General features: G+C 34.6%; 9 protein-coding genes. 8 read left to right on the top strand and 1 reads right to left on the bottom strand.

Translation table 11 applies throughout. From position 1 onward, the window contains the following. The first annotated feature begins 43 nt into the window (after positions 1 to 43). From FDM27_RS01760 to FDM27_RS01795, 8 genes are all read left to right on the top strand, one after another. Positions 44 to 1,777 carry a glycoside hydrolase family 43 protein gene (locus FDM27_RS01760; RefSeq protein WP_140484954.1) on the top strand — a complete coding sequence of 578 codons (1,734 nt, stop codon included), beginning with the start codon at positions 44 to 46 and terminating at the stop codon, positions 1,775 to 1,777. A 948-nt stretch (positions 1,778 to 2,725) separates the two neighbouring features. Then, positions 2,726 to 5,938: a SusC/RagA family TonB-linked outer membrane protein gene (locus FDM27_RS01765; protein WP_140484955.1), complete on the top strand. Its 3,213-nt coding sequence runs from the start codon at positions 2,726 to 2,728 to the stop codon at positions 5,936 to 5,938. 11 nt (positions 5,939 to 5,949) lie between these two features. Continuing rightward, positions 5,950 to 7,845, top strand: a complete 1,896-nt coding sequence (locus FDM27_RS01770) for a RagB/SusD family nutrient uptake outer membrane protein (RefSeq protein ID WP_140484956.1) — start codon at positions 5,950 to 5,952, stop codon at positions 7,843 to 7,845. Positions 7,846 to 7,889: 44 nt separating this feature from the next. Continuing rightward, on the top strand, positions 7,890 to 10,904 hold the full coding sequence (locus tag FDM27_RS01775; protein ID WP_140484957.1) for a SusC/RagA family TonB-linked outer membrane protein: 3,015 nt from the start codon (positions 7,890 to 7,892) through the stop codon (positions 10,902 to 10,904). A gap of 27 nt (positions 10,905 to 10,931) precedes the next feature. Further along, positions 10,932 to 12,683 (top strand): RagB/SusD family nutrient uptake outer membrane protein, encoded by a 1,752-nt coding sequence (locus FDM27_RS01780; protein WP_140484958.1) that lies wholly within the window; start codon positions 10,932 to 10,934, stop codon positions 12,681 to 12,683. Between the two features lie 43 nt (positions 12,684 to 12,726). Beyond that, positions 12,727 to 13,761, top strand: a complete 1,035-nt coding sequence (locus FDM27_RS01785; protein ID WP_140484959.1) for a DUF5627 domain-containing protein — start codon at positions 12,727 to 12,729, stop codon at positions 13,759 to 13,761. 36 nt (positions 13,762 to 13,797) lie between these two features. Further along, positions 13,798 to 15,501 (top strand): endo-1,4-beta-xylanase, encoded by a 1,704-nt coding sequence (locus FDM27_RS01790; RefSeq protein WP_140484960.1) that lies wholly within the window; start codon positions 13,798 to 13,800, stop codon positions 15,499 to 15,501. Positions 15,502 to 15,628: 127 nt separating this feature from the next. Further along, the gene (locus tag FDM27_RS01795; RefSeq protein ID WP_140484961.1) at positions 15,629 to 16,870 is read left to right on the top strand and encodes a cellulase family glycosylhydrolase; all 1,242 of its coding nucleotides are present in this window, start codon (positions 15,629 to 15,631) and stop codon (positions 16,868 to 16,870) included. A 198-nt stretch (positions 16,871 to 17,068) separates the two neighbouring features. Here FDM27_RS01795 and FDM27_RS01800 read toward each other — a convergent pair whose 3' ends face one another. Next, on the bottom strand, positions 17,069 to 18,022 hold the full coding sequence (locus FDM27_RS01800) for a transketolase family protein (RefSeq protein WP_140484962.1): 954 nt from the start codon (positions 18,020 to 18,022) through the stop codon (positions 17,069 to 17,071). Positions 18,023 to 18,078: the final 56 nt, after the last annotated feature.

Genomic DNA, 18,078 nt, shown 5'->3' on the forward strand with positions numbered 1-18,078 from the left:
AAATAATTAAGCAATAAAAAATAAACAATTAAAAATTAACCTAATGAAAAAAACAAAAGTCTTACTATTATTAAGCGTTGTTTTGTTATCTGTAACTGGAGCAAACAGCCAAAATAAACCAAAAAATAATCCTCCTTTATTTTCTAATTTCAGCTATCAAGGAAACGATCAGGTGTATATAGATAATCCATTAAAATCTGATGAGTTTTATACTCCTATTTTACAAGGATGCTATCCTGATCCGGCCATCACTAGAAAAGGGGACGATTATTACATGGTATGTTCTTCGTTTGCCATGTTTCCGGGTGTGCCTATTTTTCACTCTAAAGATTTGGTCAACTGGACTGACCTGGGAGGAGTATTGAATGATGTTACGCAATTCAATCCTCATGACACCGGAATTAGTGCTGGAGTTTATGCGCCTGGAATTACTTATAATCCACATAATGATACATTCTATATGATTGTAACAGCATTTTCAGGAGGTTTGAATAATATTATTGTAAAAACAAAAGATCCTAAAAAAGGTTGGGGGAATCCAATAAAATTAGGTTTTGGAGGTATCGATCCTTCTATTTTCTTTGATGATAACGGTAAAGGTTATATCGTTCATAATGATGCTCCAGATAATGGGAAAGAGCGTTACAATGGACATCGTGTGATTAAAATTTGGGAATATGATGTTGAAAATGATAAAGTAATTCCGGGAACTGACAAGATTATTGTTGATGGAGGAGTAGATCCTGCTAAAAATCCAATTTGGATTGAAGCACCACATCTTTATAAGAAAGACGGAAAATATTTTTTAATGTGTGCTGAAGGTGGTACTGGAGGCAATCATACTGAGGTTATCTTTAAAAGTGATAGTCCAAAAGGACCATTTATTCCTGCACCAAGCAATCCAATTCTAACACAAAAGTATTTTGGAAGAGACAGAAAAAACAAAGTCGATTGGGCTGGTCATGCCGATTTGGTTAAAGGACCTGGAGACAAATATTATGGTGTTTTCTTAGCGGTTAGACCAAACGAAAAAAATAGGGTAAATACCGGTCGTGAAACTTTTATTTTGCCTGTAGATTGGTCTGGTGAATTTCCGGTTTTCGAAAATGGATTGGTTCCATTGGAACCAAAAATGAAAATGCCACAAGGAGCTACTGAAAACAAAACAGGTAAGGAAGGATTCTTCCCGAATGGTAATTTCACTTTCAATGATAATTTCACATCAAACAAATTGGATAATCGTTGGATTGGTCTAAGAGGACCTCGTGAAAAATTTACAGCAATTACCAAAAAAGGATTGCAAATTAATCCGTTTGAAACCAATATAAAAGAGTTAAAACCAACATCTACGTTGTTTTATCGCCAACAACATAATAGATTTTCATTGACAACTACTATTGATTACAAACCGAAATCAGACAAAGATTTAGCTGGGGTTGTAGCCTTGCAAAATGAAGGTTCTAATTATGTTTTTGGAATTACCATGAAGGATAAAGAATACTATGTAGTGCTGCAAAAAAATCAAAAAACAAGAAGAGATGCCGCAATAAATTCTACAATTGTGGCAAGTGCAAAAATAGATCTTAAAAAACCGGTTCAGCTTCAAATGAAAGCGAATGGGGATGATTATGAATTTGCTTATTCTGTAAACGGAACTGATTTTGTTAATGTAGGAGGAATTGTTTCCGGAGATATTTTATCAACGGATGTTGCAGGTGGATTTACAGGTTGTTTATTAGGATTGTATGCTACTTCAACTAATGATGCACGACCATAATGAAAATTTCTACTAAAAAGGATGCTTGTAAGTGGTTGGGCTATCTGTAGAGGTCTAAACTACCGATAATGAATTGTGTTTTTTTACGAAATCGTATCGATGACATTTTAATAAAATTACCTTGTTCTCGATACGATTTTTTATTAAAAATTATGTTAATGCGTGGAAAAATCATTTTAAAAATAATTATTACTCAATAACTCATTTAGAAATAAGTTTAAAAATCCAATTTGTTAATTGGTTTGAAATTGTTTATTTGGTAATTATATGTGATTATAAATATACAATGTTAATTTTAATTGTAAATTTTTTAAAAAATAAATACGCAATCGGTTGTGTGTTTTGTAAATTTATTTTACATTTGTTAAGTTCTTAATGTTTTGTTAATGTAAATGTATTAATAGAAGATTGTAATTAATGCTTTCTTAATAATAGTTTGAATTCATAGTTAGTGTGGTTTTATTATTAAAGCCGGGAATTGGTTACTCTCGGCTTTTTTTAAGTCAGAAACTGTATTCAGGATAAATGTAGAAGGTGTTGATATTAGTAAGAACTGGAAAAAAAAATTAAAAAAGTTGATTAAACTGCACAATCGGTTGTTTTTTTATAAAGTCTTTTTTTACATTTATAAAGAGTATAGCTAAGCAGCGGTGTTGCATTTGAAAATAAAGGACAATTAATTATGGAGTGCTTAATGCTTCATAAACAGATTCAAAAAACTAAATTAAATAACCAAACAAAAAACTATTAACTAACAACTAAACAGACCAACTCAAGCCTATGAAATGAAAGTTTTTTTTAAAATTTCACTGTATTTATGTATGGTGATTTTCATAACCATAAATTAGATTCATTAGAAATCAGTTTTATTGAAAATGAAAAAAATTATATGGCAAAAAAAAGTTAAGTTCTAATTTGTAATAAATTAAAAAATGTCAAAATATTAATATGAAAATACGATTAATTAAAATTCCACGAAAAACAAATATCGTGGTAATGGGAGTTTTATTTCAGTTTTTGTTTTCGAATGTATTGTTGGCTAGTGAAGGGAATTCATCTTTACCTTATTTAGCTCTTAAAAAGAATCAAAACAGTCAACAAATTACTGTCTCGGGAACAATTATTTCGGCAGACGACAAGATGCCAATTCCTGGAGTAACTATTGTAGTGAAGGGAAATCCGAAAATTGGGGTGGTAGCCGATTTTGATGGAAAATATAAAATTAATGTACCGTCATCAGATGCTATATTGGTTTTTTCCAGCATTGGTTTCAAAACCATTGAGAAGAAGGTAAGCGGGCAATCTGTAATTGATGTAATTATGACTTCAGATCAAACTACTTTAGAAGAAGTTGTTATTGTAGGTTATGGAACGCAAAAAAAGGAGAGTTTAGTTGCTGCTATTTCTCAAGTTTCAGGTAAAACCTTAGAACGCGCTGGAGGTGTTTCAAGTTTAGGTGCTGCTTTAACGGGGAATGCACCAGGTTTAGTAACCAATGCAAGTACGGGAATGCCAGGTGAAGAAGATCCTCGTATCGTAATACGTGGCTCCAGTTCGCCTAGTGGATCAGATCCTCTTGTTTTGGTAGATGGTATTGAGCGTCCAATGAATAGTGTTGATATTGGATCTGTTGAAACGGTTTCGGTATTGAAAGATGCTTCTGCTACTGCAGTTTATGGTAGTAGAGGGGCTAATGGGGTTATTATTATTACTACTAAGAGAGGTAGTTTAGGAAAGGCTCAAATTCGTGCAAGAGTTAACTCTACTATGAAAAGTCCTTCTCAATTGCCCAATAAGTTTGACGCTTATGACGCTTTAATGATAAAAAATCAGGCTATCGAAAATGAGTTGTCTCTTTCTCCTGGAGGATGGAACAATTATTTGCCTCAGGAGATTATTGATAAATACCGATTTCCAGCTGACCAAACGGAGAGAGAACGTTATCCAAATGTGGATTGGGCAAAAACATTATTTAAAGATTTTGTAATGTCACACAATGCTAGTTTAAACGTAAGTGGTGGTACCGATTTCGTGAAATATTTCTCTAGTATCGATTATTTACATGAGGGTGATCTTTTTAGAAAGGTTGATAATAATAGAGGTTACGAAGGAGGTTATGGTTTTGACCGTATAAACGTAAGAACAAATTTAGATTTTACTCTAAGCCCTACAACTACTTTTAAAGTTAGTTTATCAGGTTCCCATGGTGTTAGAAAAATGCCAGCCGCACGTTTAAATGAATATACCATGTGGGATGCTGCTTATTCTACTGCACCAGACGTGTTTTTACCTTATTATGAGAGTGATGGTTCTTGGGGGTATTTTGCACCTAATGAAGGTAGAGCCTCTAACTCCGTTCGTAGTTTGGCACTAAGTGGAGTGGAATATCAGACTACTACCAGAATTAATACGGATTTTACTCTAACACAAAATTTGGATAAATTCATAAAAGGACTTTCTTTAACGGGTACAATTGCCTTTGATAATAGTTTTCGTGAAGTTTCTAGAGGTGTTAATGATATTAATAATAATACTCAGGAAAAATGGATTGATCCAGCAACGGGTCTTACAATTTACAAAAGACCATTCGATGCAAATAATAGATTTGACTTTCAAGATGGTGTAAGGTGGACACCTAGTGCAGGTAATGTTGATAACAATCAAACTTATAGAAGATTGTTTTACCAAGGACAGTTAAATTATAATACAACAATAAACAGTGATCACAACATAGGAGTTACAGCTTTGGTGAATCGTAACGAATTCACACAAGGTTCTCAAATTCCTAGTTATCGTGAGGACTGGGTGTTCCGTACTACTTATGATTTCAAAGGAAAATATTTTATAGAATACAATGGAGCTTACAATGGTTCAGAAAAATACGGTGAAGGGAATCGTTTTGGTTTCTTTTCTTCAGGTGGTTTGAGTTGGATTATCACCAAGGAGAATTTTATGAAGAAAACCAGTTCCTTTATTGATTTATTAAAGTTAAGAGCCAATTATGGTGAAGTTGGGGATGATAATGCAGGAGGAAGATTTGCTTATCAATCATTATGGGGATTGGGAGGTCAGTCTCAACTGGGTACTATTGGTGAAGGCGGTGAATTGAGTCCTTATGTTTGGTACACGGAAAATACAGTAGGGAATCCTAATGTGAAATGGGAAAAAGTGGTTAAATCAAATTTTGGTATTGATTTTGGTTTTTTCAAAGGATTCTTAAAAGGTTCTGTTGATGTCTTTCAAGATGAACGTTCGGATATTATGTTGAACGGTGTCGCTAGAGCAATTCCTTCTTACTATGGAGCTTCTTCACCTCCTGCGGCTAACCTTGGTCTAGTTAGAAATAAGGGTTATGAGATTCAAGTAAAACTGAATCATACTTTTGCTAATGGCTTGAATTTATGGTCAGATTTAAATATGACTCATGCTAAGAGTGAAGTCATTGAATTGGATGCTCCAAAACTTTTGCCAGATTATCAGAAGCCAAACGGAAGACCTCTAGGTCAAGCTTACTCTCATGTAGCTCAAGGTTATTATAATACTTGGGATGAGTTGTATGCAAGTACAATCCACGATCAGAATGATGCTCAAAAGTTACCGGGTAATTATAATCTTATCGATTACAATGCTGATGGGGTTATCAATACTTTTGATAATATACCTTATGGATATGCTGGTGTACCGCAAAATACCTACAATGCAAACGTAGGTTTAAACTGGAAAAAATTTAGTGCCTTTGTTCAATTTTATGGCGTAAACAATGTGACTAGACAAGTAGTTCTAGGTAGTTTAGTTTCACAAAACACCGTAGTTTATGATCAAGGATCACTTTGGAATAAAGACAATGTAAATGCTGATGTTCCTATGCCACGATGGTTGTCAACACCGAGTCCGTATAATAATGCACAGCGTTTTATGTATGATGGCTCCTATGTAAGATTTAAAAATGCTGAAATAGCTTATACGTTTGATAATTCGACCTCTTTTGTAAAGTCTTTAGGAATACAAAGTGTAAGAATATTTGTCAATGGTGATAACTTATATATTTGGTCAAAAATGCCGGATGATAGAGAGAGTAATTTTGCTGGAACTGGTTGGGCATCACAGGGAGCTTATCCTACAGTGAAGCGTTATAATGTAGGTGCTAATATTATTTTTTAAATTTTAGAAATATGAAAAATTATTTTAAATCAATAGTAAAGTATAGTTTCTTATTTAGTGTAATTATTTCTTCCAGTTCTTGTGAAGAGTATTTGGATATAACACAAGAGGCTGTTGTTTCTGAGACTGCCGCTTTTGAGAATTTTACTAGATTTCAAGGTTTTACAGAAGAATTATACATGTGTATTCCGGATTTTTCTAATGCCTATTGGACTAATTCATGGAATTGGGGTGAAGATGAGATTCAATCTACGGCTCGTGATTTTCACTTTGTAGTGAAAATTGACAACGGTAATTTTTTAGGTTGGCAATCTGAACATGACGGTTGGCAAGCAGGATGGATGAATAGAAACAGGAATAATATGAGAACCGACAACAGTAGGTTTAATAAAGACCTTTGGACTTTGGGTTGGTATGGTATTCGTAAAGCCAATCTTGGTTTAGCTAACATCGATCTTTTAGAAGAAGCTACTCAGGAAGAAAAAAATTTGATAAAAGGACAGTTGCTTTTTTTTAGAGGTTGGTTTCACTTCCAGTTTATGCAATATTTTGGTGGTTTACCTTATATTGATCATGTGATTCCTGCTGATGCACCTATACAATTGCCAAGACTTTCTTATGCAGAATGTGCAGAGAAAGCAGCAGCAGATTTTAGAGCTGCAGCCGATTTATTACCAGCTGATTGGGATAATACCGTTACAGGTAAGAGAACCGAAACTAAAAATGCGTTGCGTATTAATAAAATCATGGCTTTAGGTTATCTTGGTAAAAACTATTTATGGGCGGGTAGTCCGTTGATGAACAAAGTTTCAACAGGTAATGAATCCTATAATACTGAATTTTGTAAAAAAGCTAGTGAGGCATTTGCTGAGTTATTGAATATTACAGAGTCTGGAGGTTCTAAACATGCTTTATTACCATTTGCTAAATACAGTGATAATTTTTATACAACTGGACAAAACTGGGCTATACCTGGTGGAACCGAAGCTATTTTTAGAGGTCCTTATTTAGGAGCACATGGCTCAACTTATGGTACTGCAAAGCAATATCAGCCTGCACCAATTTTAACTGATGGGGATGTTAAATTTTTACCTACCGCTAATTATGTTGATAATTATGGTATGGCTAATGGTTTGCCAATTACCGACCCAACACAAGCAGATCCTGAATCAGGGTATGATCCTTCTTATCCATGGAAAGACCGTGACCCACGTTTTTATAATGATATCATTTATGATGGGGTAAAAATGGTAAGTGGTACAATGCCAGCAGCGAGCGCTTCTAACCGTAATGCTAATTTATACACTGGTGGAAGCTATAGAAATATTAGTACTGGTAGCCGTACAGGGTATTTATTGTATAAGTTCATTCCTATCACTGCTAATTTGTATGATGGAGGATATAATTATGGTAATAATTTGAATATTCATATTCCATGGATGCGTTTGTCTGATATTTATTTGATGTATGCTGAGGCTACTGCTGTTGCTTACAATTCGCCTACGGCTAAGGATCCATCTTATAATAAAACTGCTGTTGAAGCTATTAACTTTGTAAGAGACAGAGCAGGAGTAGGTCATGTTGCAAGTAAATTTACAGGTTCAGTTGATGCTTTTATGCCAGAGTTACGCAGAGAGCGTGCTGTAGAATTGGCTTTTGAAGGACATCGTTTTAATGATTTACGTCGTTGGATGTTATTGATTAAAAGTCCTTATACATTGAAAAAATCACTTGAGTTTGATCGTGACGCTTCATTTAATCCAGCTACGCCAAAGACGAATAAGGTTAATAACCTAAGACAAGTAACTATTTTGGAAAGAAATTTTTCAGAAAAGCACTATTGGTTGCCATTAAAAAACGCTGATGTGAGTATGTATCTTGAGTTTCCTCAAAATCCAGGTTGGTAATACTTACAATCATTTTAAAATTTATAAATACAAATTAGAAAATAATGAGATATATACAGCTAAGAATAGTGTTATGTTTTTTAATTATTGCTTTTTTTCCTAAGGTGTCATTGGCTCAAGTTAGTAATGTTGAAGTTAATGGTATCGTGAAGACTGCAGAAGGAAAGCCTATTGATGGTGCTTCTCTTGTAGGTGAGAAAGACAATATATTATCGACTACCGACCCTAGTGGTAAGTTTTCGATTAATGTTCCTTTAGGGGCAAAATTATCAGTTGTTGCCAAAGGGTTTGTTGGTAAATCTTTTACGGTTAATAGTAAATCAAATGATTTTAATATTTCTTTACTCAAAGACAATGCTGTACAAGTTGCTTTCAAGAAGGTACAAGAGAGAGATCTTTCCAGTGGTATTTCTTTTGTTAATGTACAGGATATTTTAAATAAAAGTTATTCCACATTCAGTTTGGATGGAATGCAGTCTTTAGTTGGAGGATTTAATTATAACATTTGGGGACAAGGTGGATATTTAGTATTAGTTGATGGTTTTCTTCGTGAGCCAGGGTCTATTTTGCCAGTTGAAATAGATCAAATTACTTTCTTAAAAGGAGCTAATGCAGTTGCTTTGTATGGTAGTAGAGCTGCTCAAGGTGTAGTTTACATTACTTCTAAAAGAGGTTCTGTGCAAAAACAGCAAATTAGTGTTCGTGCCAATGCAGGGATTGATGTACCAAAACGATTTGCTAAGTATCTGGGATCAGCTGAGTATATGTCTTATTACAATCAGGCATTGGCTAATGATGGTCTTGCTCCTTTGTACAGTGAGGAAACAATTTTTAATCATGCAAATGGTAACGAATTTCGTTATCCTGATGTTGATTATTATTCATCCAAATACTTGAAAAGTTTTTCAAGACGTTATGATGCTAATGTTGAAATAAAAGGCGGAAGCCCAGTTGCGCAGTATTATACAGTTGTGAATTTTTCTAACAATAATGATCTTTTAAACTTTGGTGAAGCTAAAAACAACCAGACGACTCGTTTTAATGTTAGAGGTAATGTTGATGTTGCGATAAATGATTTCATTACTGCAAAACTGGGTGTTAATGCTATTTATTCTAATTCTCGTGGTGTAAATGCCGATTATTGGGGTGGTGCTGCTACTTTGAGACCATTTCGTTATACTCCGTTAATTCCTATTGACCTTATTGAAGCTTCTGATGCCGCATCACAATTGCAAATCAGAAATAGTAAGAATTTAATTGATGGGAGGTATTTATTAGGTGGTAATCAATTAGAAACAACTAATCCAATTGGCTCAATTTATGCAGGAGGTCATAGTAATTTTGTAAGTCGTCAATTTCAATTCAATACAGGTATCGATGCCAATTTGAATAGTTTAATGAAAGGTTTGACATTACATACTAATTTTGGTATTGACTATGATACACAATACACGACTTCTTATAATGATACCTATGCTGTTTATCAGCCTACTTGGAACACTTTTGCAGGTTTTGATCAAATCTCGTCATTATCTAAGATTAATGACGATGCTAGTAATGGTAGACAGAATGTAACGAATAGTTTTTACAGACAAACACTTACTTTTTCAACTAATCTTGATTATAAAAGGCAAATTGACAAAAATAACTTCGGTGCCATGTTTCTTGTCAACGGTTATCAACGTTCAACTTCTGCCATTTATCACAAGGAGAGTAATGCCAATTTAGGTTTAAACCTTTCATACAATTATGACAATAAGTACTATGTTGATTTCAATGAAGCTTTAGTGCATTCTGCAAGATTTGCTAAGTCTAAAAGAATGATGCCATCACCTACTTTGTCCTTAGGATGGAGGCTTAGTGAAGAAAAATTTCTTAAAAACTGGAAAGCTTTAGATAATCTAAAAATTACGGTTTCTGCAGGTATATTACATACAGACATTAGTGCTTCAAACTATTATCTTTATGAAACGGTTTATTCTCAAACAGATGGACAATGGTTTAGCTGGAGAGATGGTGCTTTAGAGAGAAGTACAGACATTAGAAGAGGAGAAAATTTGGATCTTACATTTGCGCAAAGACGTGAGATTAATGCAGGTATTGAAGCGTCATTTTTAAATAGATTGATTACCTTCAATGGTAGTTTTTATGCTAACAGAATGAAAGGAAATATTACACAAGCAAATGCTTTGTTTCCAAATTATTTTGTTACTAATTTTCCTAATAGTTCGTTACTTCCTTTTATTAATTTTAATAATGACGATCGTATAGGTCTGGATTTTAATATTACTTTTAATAAAAAAGTAGGTGCAGTTGATTTATCTTTAGGAGTTACTGGAAATTACTATAATACTACAGCATCACGCAGAGCCGAAATATTAGAAGATGATTATCAGTATAGACAAGGGAAACCGTTGGATGCTATTTTTGGTTTAAAAAATCTAGGTTTTTATACTGATGCACAGGATATTGCTAATAGTCCAGCTACTGCTTTTGGTACAGTGAAACCTGGTGATATTAAATATCAGGATCAAAATGGCGATGGAGTTATTAATCAACAGGATGAAGTCTATTTAGGAAAAGCCGGTTTTAATGGTTCACCTTTCTTTGGAGGTCTAAACTTCACAGCTAAATGGAAAAACTTTACATTATTTGCTATGGCTACGGGTCAAGTTGGTGCTTATGCTTTGAAAAATCAGAGTGCATATTACAATATTGATGGTATTGACAAGTACTCTGTTAATGTGAGAAATAGTTGGACAGTTGAAAATCAGGCTACAGCTACTTTCCCAAGATTGACAACGCTTACTTCTGATAATAACTACCGTAATTCGGATTTCTGGCTGTACAGTACTAACAGATTTGATCTTTCTAGAGTTCAGCTTACTTATGATTTCCCAAAACGTATTTTGCAGAGTTCTTTTGTAAATGAGTTAAGTGCTTACATTAATGGAGCTAACTTATTGACTATATCTCAAGAACGTGAATTGATGGAATTAAACATAGGTGGTGCCCCACAGACCAGGTTTTTTAATTTAGGCTTGAAAGCTTCCTTTTAATTACAAATCATTATAAAATTAAATGATATGAATAAATTTTTTTTAATACTAATCGCATTTACGCTCACCTTTACTAGTTGCGAGGATTTGATTGATCCAAACATTGCTAACAATAGAAATCTTGAAGATATGTATGATGATGCATTATTCGCTCAGGGTATTCTCTTGAATGGGTACACTCGTTTACCTACTAATGGATGGACTTTTAGTGATGTAGCAACAGATGATGCAGTATCTAATGATTTACAGAATAATTTCAGAAGAGCTGCAACTGGTCAATGGGATTCTAATTTTAATCCTTTTGACCAATGGACAAATTCAAAAGCTGCAATTCAATATTTGAATATTTTTATCGCTGAGGCAGACAAGGTAACTTGGACTAAAGATGAAGGTGCTCGATTGTTATTTGCACAACGATTAAAAGGAGAGGCTTACGGACTTCGTGCTTTATATATGTATTATCTATTACAAGCTCACGCTGGAGTGACGGATAATAATGAACTGCTAGGGGTTCCAATTTTGTTAGATCCAGAATCAACTTCATCTAATTTTAATATTCCACGTAACACGTTTCAGCAATGTTTAGCTCAAATATACAGTGATATTGAAAAGGCGAGTGCTATGCTCCCATTGGATTATGAGACTGCTACCACTTTACCTCCTGGTTTTACAAATTTAAGTGATTATAATCGTGTATTTGATAATCAGGCAAGACAGCGTGTAAGTAAAAGAATAGTGATGTTCCTGAAAGCGCAAGTAGCATTACTAGCTGCTAGTCCGGCTTTTAATAATGGTAGTCAAACGGCTTGGGCAAATGCTGCTGATTATGCAGGTGAATTACTTGCCTTAAATGGTGGTGTTGCAGGAATAGATCCTAATGGTTTAACTTGGTATCGAAATGCAGAAATTGAAACCTTAGGTTCAGGAGTTAACTCTAGAGAGGTAGTTTGGAGAGGAGATATTGCTAACAGTAACAACTTAGAATTGGATCATTATCCGCCATCACTTTTTGGTAGTGGTCGTCTAAACCCAACTCAAAATTTGGTAGATGCTTTTCCTGCTTCTAATGGTTACCCAATTTCTCATCCTTTGAGCAATTACAACGATTCAAATCCATATACTAACCGTGATTCACGTTTGAATCATTTTATTTTAGTTAATGGTCAAACAGCTGGTGTATCTGGAAGTGTAATTTCAACTGCAAGTAATAGTACAACTGTTGATGGTTTAAACAAAGTGGAAACCAGTACTCGTACTGGTTATTACATGAAAAAACTTCTTAGACAGGATATAAACCTGAACCCTCAATCGAGAACCCAACAAAGACATTACAGACCTCGTATGCGTTACACTGAATTGTATTTGATCTATGCAGAAGCAGCTAATGAAGCATGGGGACCTTTAGCAACAGCTAGTTATGGTTTTTCTGCTTATGATGTTGTTGCAGCACTAAGAAAACGTGCCGGAATTACACAACCGGATGCTTATTTAGAGTCGATTAAATCTGATAAGGATGCTATGAGAGAATTAATCAGAAATGAACGTCGTTTAGAGTTGTGTTTTGAAGGTTTCCGTTTTTGGGACTTAAGAAGATGGAAAGAAAACTTGACAGAACCTGCTAAAGGTGTTAATATTCAAGTTACAAGTGGATTACCAACCTACACAATACTTCCTGAAGTGGAGAATAGAGTGTTCACTACTGACATGATTTATGGCCCTATTCCTTATTTTGAAACGTTAAAATTTACTGCTTTGATTCAAAACAAAGGTTGGAGATAGACATTCCCTACTTTGTAATTTATTTAATATAACATAAGAAAAAATGAAAAATAAAATATTTTCAGTTTTAGTCATTTTATTGGTTTCCTTATCTTCATGTACTAATCAAGATACTGATTTTAATAATTTTGACTATCAGTCAGTCTATTTTGCTTATCAATTTCCTGTCAGAACCATAACTTTGGGAGAAGATATTTTTGATACTACTTTAGATAATGACTATAAATGTAGAATTATGGCTACACTAGGTGGGGTCGATAGTAATAATAAAGATGTTACTATTGATGTTGAAGTGGCTAATCCTCTAACTACTGGTCTATTGTTTAGGCCAGGAGGAGATCCTATTGTTGCTATGCCCAGTAACTACTATTCTTTGCTTTCTGATAAAATTGTAATTTCTAAAGGTCAAATTACTGGTGGTATCGATGTACAACTTACTGATGCCTTCTTTGCAGACCCTCTTGCAATAAAAAACACCTATGTAATTCCTCTTAGAATGACTAATGTGGTAAATGCCGATACTATTTTGTCTGGTAAGCAATTAATTTCGAATCCTAATAGAGCTATTATTAGTCATTGGTCTATAGCTCCAAAGGATTTTATATTTTATGCTATCAAATATATCAATCCTTGGGATGGTTTCTATTTAAGAAGAGGAGTTGACGTTTATACAAACAGTACTAATTCTGCTCAAAATAGAACTGATAAGAGACATCAACAATATGTTGAGCAAGATCAAGTTTTTAAAATCAACACACTTTCATTATCTACTATTGATTTCCCTGTTACTTACAAGGATGCATCCGGTAATAACATGAATTTGAATTTGATATTAACTATTGACAAGACTACAGGAGATGTTAGTATTTCTTCTTCTAATCCTACTTTATATCCAGCCACTGGAACAGGGAAATTTGTTAAACGAGGAGAGAAAAATAGTTGGGGTGCTAAGGATCGAGATGCACTTTACTTAAATTACAATGTTAACTATGGTGATTTTAACATTACTACAACGGATACTCTGGTTTTAAGAAATAGAGGGGTAAAAGCCGAAGTTTTTACTCCAGAGATTAATTAGTCTTGATAATTTTATCAACAATTAAAACTATTTAAAATGAAAAATATATTTAAATTTTTACCACTTTCAGCTTTGCTGTTTTCATTAGCATCCTGTACTGAATCACATCTGCTCCCTTTCGAAGTTGAAAAGCCATCGAGTATTGCAGATCAGGAGGTAATAGATGCCTATGCTGATCTAAAGACGTATGTTGACAGAACAGCTAATCCTAATTTTAAATTAGGTTTAGGAATCAGTTTGTCTGATTACGTAAATAAAAATGTAATGTACAGATTGGCCAATAGAAACTTTGATGAGATTACTCTTGGGTATGAAATGAAGCATGGCGCAATAGTGAAAGCTGATGGAAGTCTTTCACTTGATAATGTCAATAAATTATTAGAAACGGCTCAGGAAGCTAATGTATCTGTTTTTGGGCATACACTGTGTTGGCATGCCAATCAAAATGCGACTTATCTGAATAAATTGATCGCTCCAAATGTTTTATCAACAACAGGTCCAGGTTGGGATTTGATAATGCAAAATAATTTTGAGACCGATGATAGTTCCAATTATCAGATTAATGCAGGTTTAACTTCTAGTTATACTGCAGTTGGTCAAGGAGCAAACGGAACAGGAAAAGCACTTAAATTGACTAATGCCAGTGTTCGTACTAATGAATGGGATGCACAGCTTTATATAAAATTTTCTCCTGCTGTACAAGTGGGTGAGAAATACAGGCTTACTATGGATGTGCGTGCTGATGTTACAGCATCTTCACCTACACAGGCGCAATTAAACCCAGGAGGTTATAGACATTGGGATTTCTTTGGTGCTGTTCCTTATACTACTACATGGACAGCTTATGTAAAAGAGATTACAGTTACTGAACAAATGAAAGACTGTAATACAATTGCCTTTAATCTTGGAAAAACCGCTTCTAGTTTTTATTATGATAATGTCAAAATTGAAAAGTATAATGCAACGGGAAGTATTCAAACACAAGAAAAAACTCCTGAACAAAAGAAAGCCATAATCGCTGAAGCACTTGATAAATGGATAACTGGTATGGTTAGTAATTGTAAAACGTATGTAAAAGCCTGGGACGTTGTGAATGAGCCAATGTCAGATTGGCCAAATCAATTTGAGTTAAAAACAGGTGTTGGTAAAACTAATATGGCTGCTGATGAATTCTATTGGCAGGATTATTTAGGAAAGGATTATGCTGTGGAAGCGTTTAGACTGGCCAGACTACATGGAAATCCAAATGATATACTTTTTATTAACGATTACGGTTTAGAAGGAGGTGGTGATAAATGTGACGGTCTTATTCAGTATGTCAATTACATTGAAAGTAAAGGACAAACTGTTGACGGTATAGGTACTCAGATGCATGTAACCTTAGGGGAAACTACAATTGAGAGAATAAGAACAATGTTAACAAAATTAGCAGCAACTGGCAAACTCGTGAAAATATCGGAACTTGATATGGGAATCAAAGTGGGCGGAGTCATGGTAAAAACGGAAAATGTTACTCCAGCCCAACTACAGCAGATGTCAGATTTTTATAAAGAAATAGTAGAAGCTTATTTTGACATTGTACCAGCTGCTCAGCGTTACGGTATTACGCAATGGGCTGCGACAGATAGTCCAGCTAATTCATCCTGGAGAGGAGGAGAACCTATCGGACTTTGGAGTTTAAACTACAGTCGTAAACCTGCTTATGCTGGTTTTGCCGAAGGTCTTAAATCCTCAAAATAAGCATTGTAATAGTTGAAAAACTTTATAATCTAAAATCAATCATAAATAACTAGTTTGAGTTTACCCTTTGGGCGTACTTATTTTTTAATTACGTTCAAAGGGTTTATTAATTTTAAAATCAGTCAGAATGAAATTATATAAATTATTTAGCATACAATTTGCTTTTTTGTTTTTGTTTTCCTGTTCAAAGGATGATACTCCAACCAAAACAGAACCTGTAAAAGAAGTCCCGGTTGAAGAAACCATTGCCTGGCCATTGGCAACGCCTAAATTAAAAGTAGTTGGTAAATATCTAAAAGATCCTTGTGGTAATATAATTAATATGCATGGAGTTGCTATGACACCAAGTCCTTGGTTCAATGGTGGAGCAGTTGGCGAATGGCGTTGGAATAATTATGATGTTGCTTCTTGTTTACAATATAACAAAGCAATTATGGATAAATTATCTGATGCTAAACAAGGTTGGTATCTTAATTATGTGCGATTGCATATCGATCCCTATTGGACTAATAATTTAGGTGTTTCAGGGATTCAGGAAAATGATATTTCTCAATTTAATATCGATCGTTTCAAGGATGCGGTAGACAAAGTGATTCTTCCTCTTATTGCACATGCTAAAACCAGAGGAATGTATATTGTTTTGCGTCCACCTGGTGTTTGTCCTGAGCATATAGCAGTAGGTGATGCTTATCATGATTATTTAAAAGTAATTTGGGATTATATATCGAAACATCCTTCTTTAAAAAATTCAGATCACGTGATGTTTGAACTGGCTAATGAACCCGTAAGAATTAAACTTCCCGATGGTACTTATGGAGCTAATACCCAAGCTCACTTTGATCAGTTGAAATTGTTTTTCCAACCCATTGTCGATATGATTAGAACGAATGGGGCTAATAATATTCTTTGGATTCCAGGTTCGGGTTGGCAATCGCAATATAAAGGTTATGCTGTAAATCCTATTGAAGGAGAAAATATTGGTTATGCAGTACACATTTATCCTGGTTATTGGGGAAAAGATAATAATGATCCAACTGTATTTAGGGCAAATTGGAATGAAAATATTAAGCCTATTGCCGATAAAGCTCCTATTGCCATTACAGAAATTGATTGGGGACCAGATAAATATGCTGTTTGGGGAAAAGGAGGAGTGACAGGTACAGCCGGAGGCTGGGGATTTGGTGCTAATTTTAAAGTGCTGACTGATGAATCTGGCAACGTAAGCTGGAATGTTTTATCCCCGGAAAATCTTATCGATAAAGGATCTGTCAACGGAGGTATTGCTTATGATAATGATCCACAGGCATGTGCAAATCCAGTGAATAAATGGTTTAAAGAATATGCTAAAAAGATGGTTATTTGCAATTAATGTTAAATTGTAGTGTAGTGAATCTTGTAGTAAAAGAGAATCTATCTTTATTAAGGCTGCCCTTTCGGGCAGCCTTTTTTAGGCTTATGTAGTACCTTATAATTTATCCATAAAAAAAAACCGTCAAATTTTACTTTTGACGGTTTCGTTTTTTATTTCAGTCCCGAAAGTCCCGATAGCTATCGGAATCGGGGCGAATTATTTTCTTTTAATAACTCTTTCTACAGCTTCAACAATCGCTTGATTGTTTAATTTGTATTTTTCCATTAATTGTTCAGGAGTACCTGATTCACCAAAACTATCTCTAACAGCTACAAATTCTTGTGGAGTAGGATGGTGTAAAGCTAATACACCTGCAATACTTTCTCCAAGACCACCAAGGTAGTTGTGCTCTTCAGCAGTTACGATACATTTTGTTTTAGCTACCGATTTCAAAATAGCTTCAGCGTCTAATGGTTTAATGGTGTGGATGTTGATTACTTCGGCAGAAATTCCTTTTTCTTCTAATTTCTCAGCAGCAATTAAAGCTTCCCAAACCAAGTGACCTGTAGCAACAATAGTTACATCAGTGCCTTCGTTTAACATGATTGCTTTTCCAATGATAAATGGTTCGTCAGCAGGAGTAAAGTTAGGTACAACAGGACGTCCAAAACGCAGGTAAGCAGGACCGTGGTGGTCAGCTAATGCAATTGTAGCTGCTTTAGTTTGGTTGTGATCACAAGTGTTGATTACAGTCATTCCCGGTAACATTTTCATCAAACCGATGTCTTCAAGGATTTGGTGAGTTGCTCCATCTTCTCCTAACGTTAACCCAGCGTGAGAAGCACAGATTTTTACGTTTTTATCAGAGTAAGCAACTGATTGACGAATTTGGTCATAAACTCTTCCTGTAGAAAAGTTAGCAAAAGTTCCTGTAAAAGGAATTTTTCCACCAATAGTTAAACCTGCAGCAATTCCAATCATGTTTGCTTCAGCAATACCAATTTGGAAAAAACGCTCCGGGTGATTTTTCTTGAAATCATCAAATTTTAATGATCCAATCAAATCCGCACAAAGTGCTACTACATTTTCATTTTTCTGACCTAGTTCAGTCATTCCCACTCCAAAACCTGAACGGGTATCTTTACTTCCTGTATTTATATATTTTTTCATTTTCCTCCCCCAACCCCTCCGAAGGAGGGGAGTTCCTATTGGGGTAATAGGGTTTA

It is taken from the genome of Flavobacterium sp. GSA192 (assembly GCF_006386525.1).
Classification (GTDB): domain Bacteria; phylum Bacteroidota; class Bacteroidia; order Flavobacteriales; family Flavobacteriaceae; genus Flavobacterium; species Flavobacterium commune.

Excerpts from the sequence above, each read along its gene's own strand:
- FDM27_RS01760 (WP_140484954.1), top strand. The coding sequence starts at position 44 with ATGAAAAAAACAAAAGTCTTACTATTATTAAGCGTTGTTTTGTTATCT.
- FDM27_RS01765 (WP_140484955.1), top strand. The coding sequence starts at position 2,726 with ATGAAAATACGATTAATTAAAATTCCACGAAAAACAAATATCGTGGTA.
- FDM27_RS01770 (WP_140484956.1), top strand. The coding sequence starts at position 5,950 with ATGAAAAATTATTTTAAATCAATAGTAAAGTATAGTTTCTTATTTAGT.
- FDM27_RS01775 (WP_140484957.1), top strand. The coding sequence starts at position 7,890 with ATGAGATATATACAGCTAAGAATAGTGTTATGTTTTTTAATTATTGCT.
- FDM27_RS01780 (WP_140484958.1), top strand. The coding sequence starts at position 10,932 with ATGAATAAATTTTTTTTAATACTAATCGCATTTACGCTCACCTTTACT.
- FDM27_RS01785 (WP_140484959.1), top strand. The coding sequence starts at position 12,727 with ATGAAAAATAAAATATTTTCAGTTTTAGTCATTTTATTGGTTTCCTTA.
- FDM27_RS01790 (WP_140484960.1), top strand. The coding sequence starts at position 13,798 with ATGAAAAATATATTTAAATTTTTACCACTTTCAGCTTTGCTGTTTTCA.
- FDM27_RS01795 (WP_140484961.1), top strand. The coding sequence starts at position 15,629 with ATGAAATTATATAAATTATTTAGCATACAATTTGCTTTTTTGTTTTTG.
- FDM27_RS01800 (WP_140484962.1), bottom strand. The coding sequence starts at position 18,022 with ATGAAAAAATATATAAATACAGGAAGTAAAGATACCCGTTCAGGTTTT.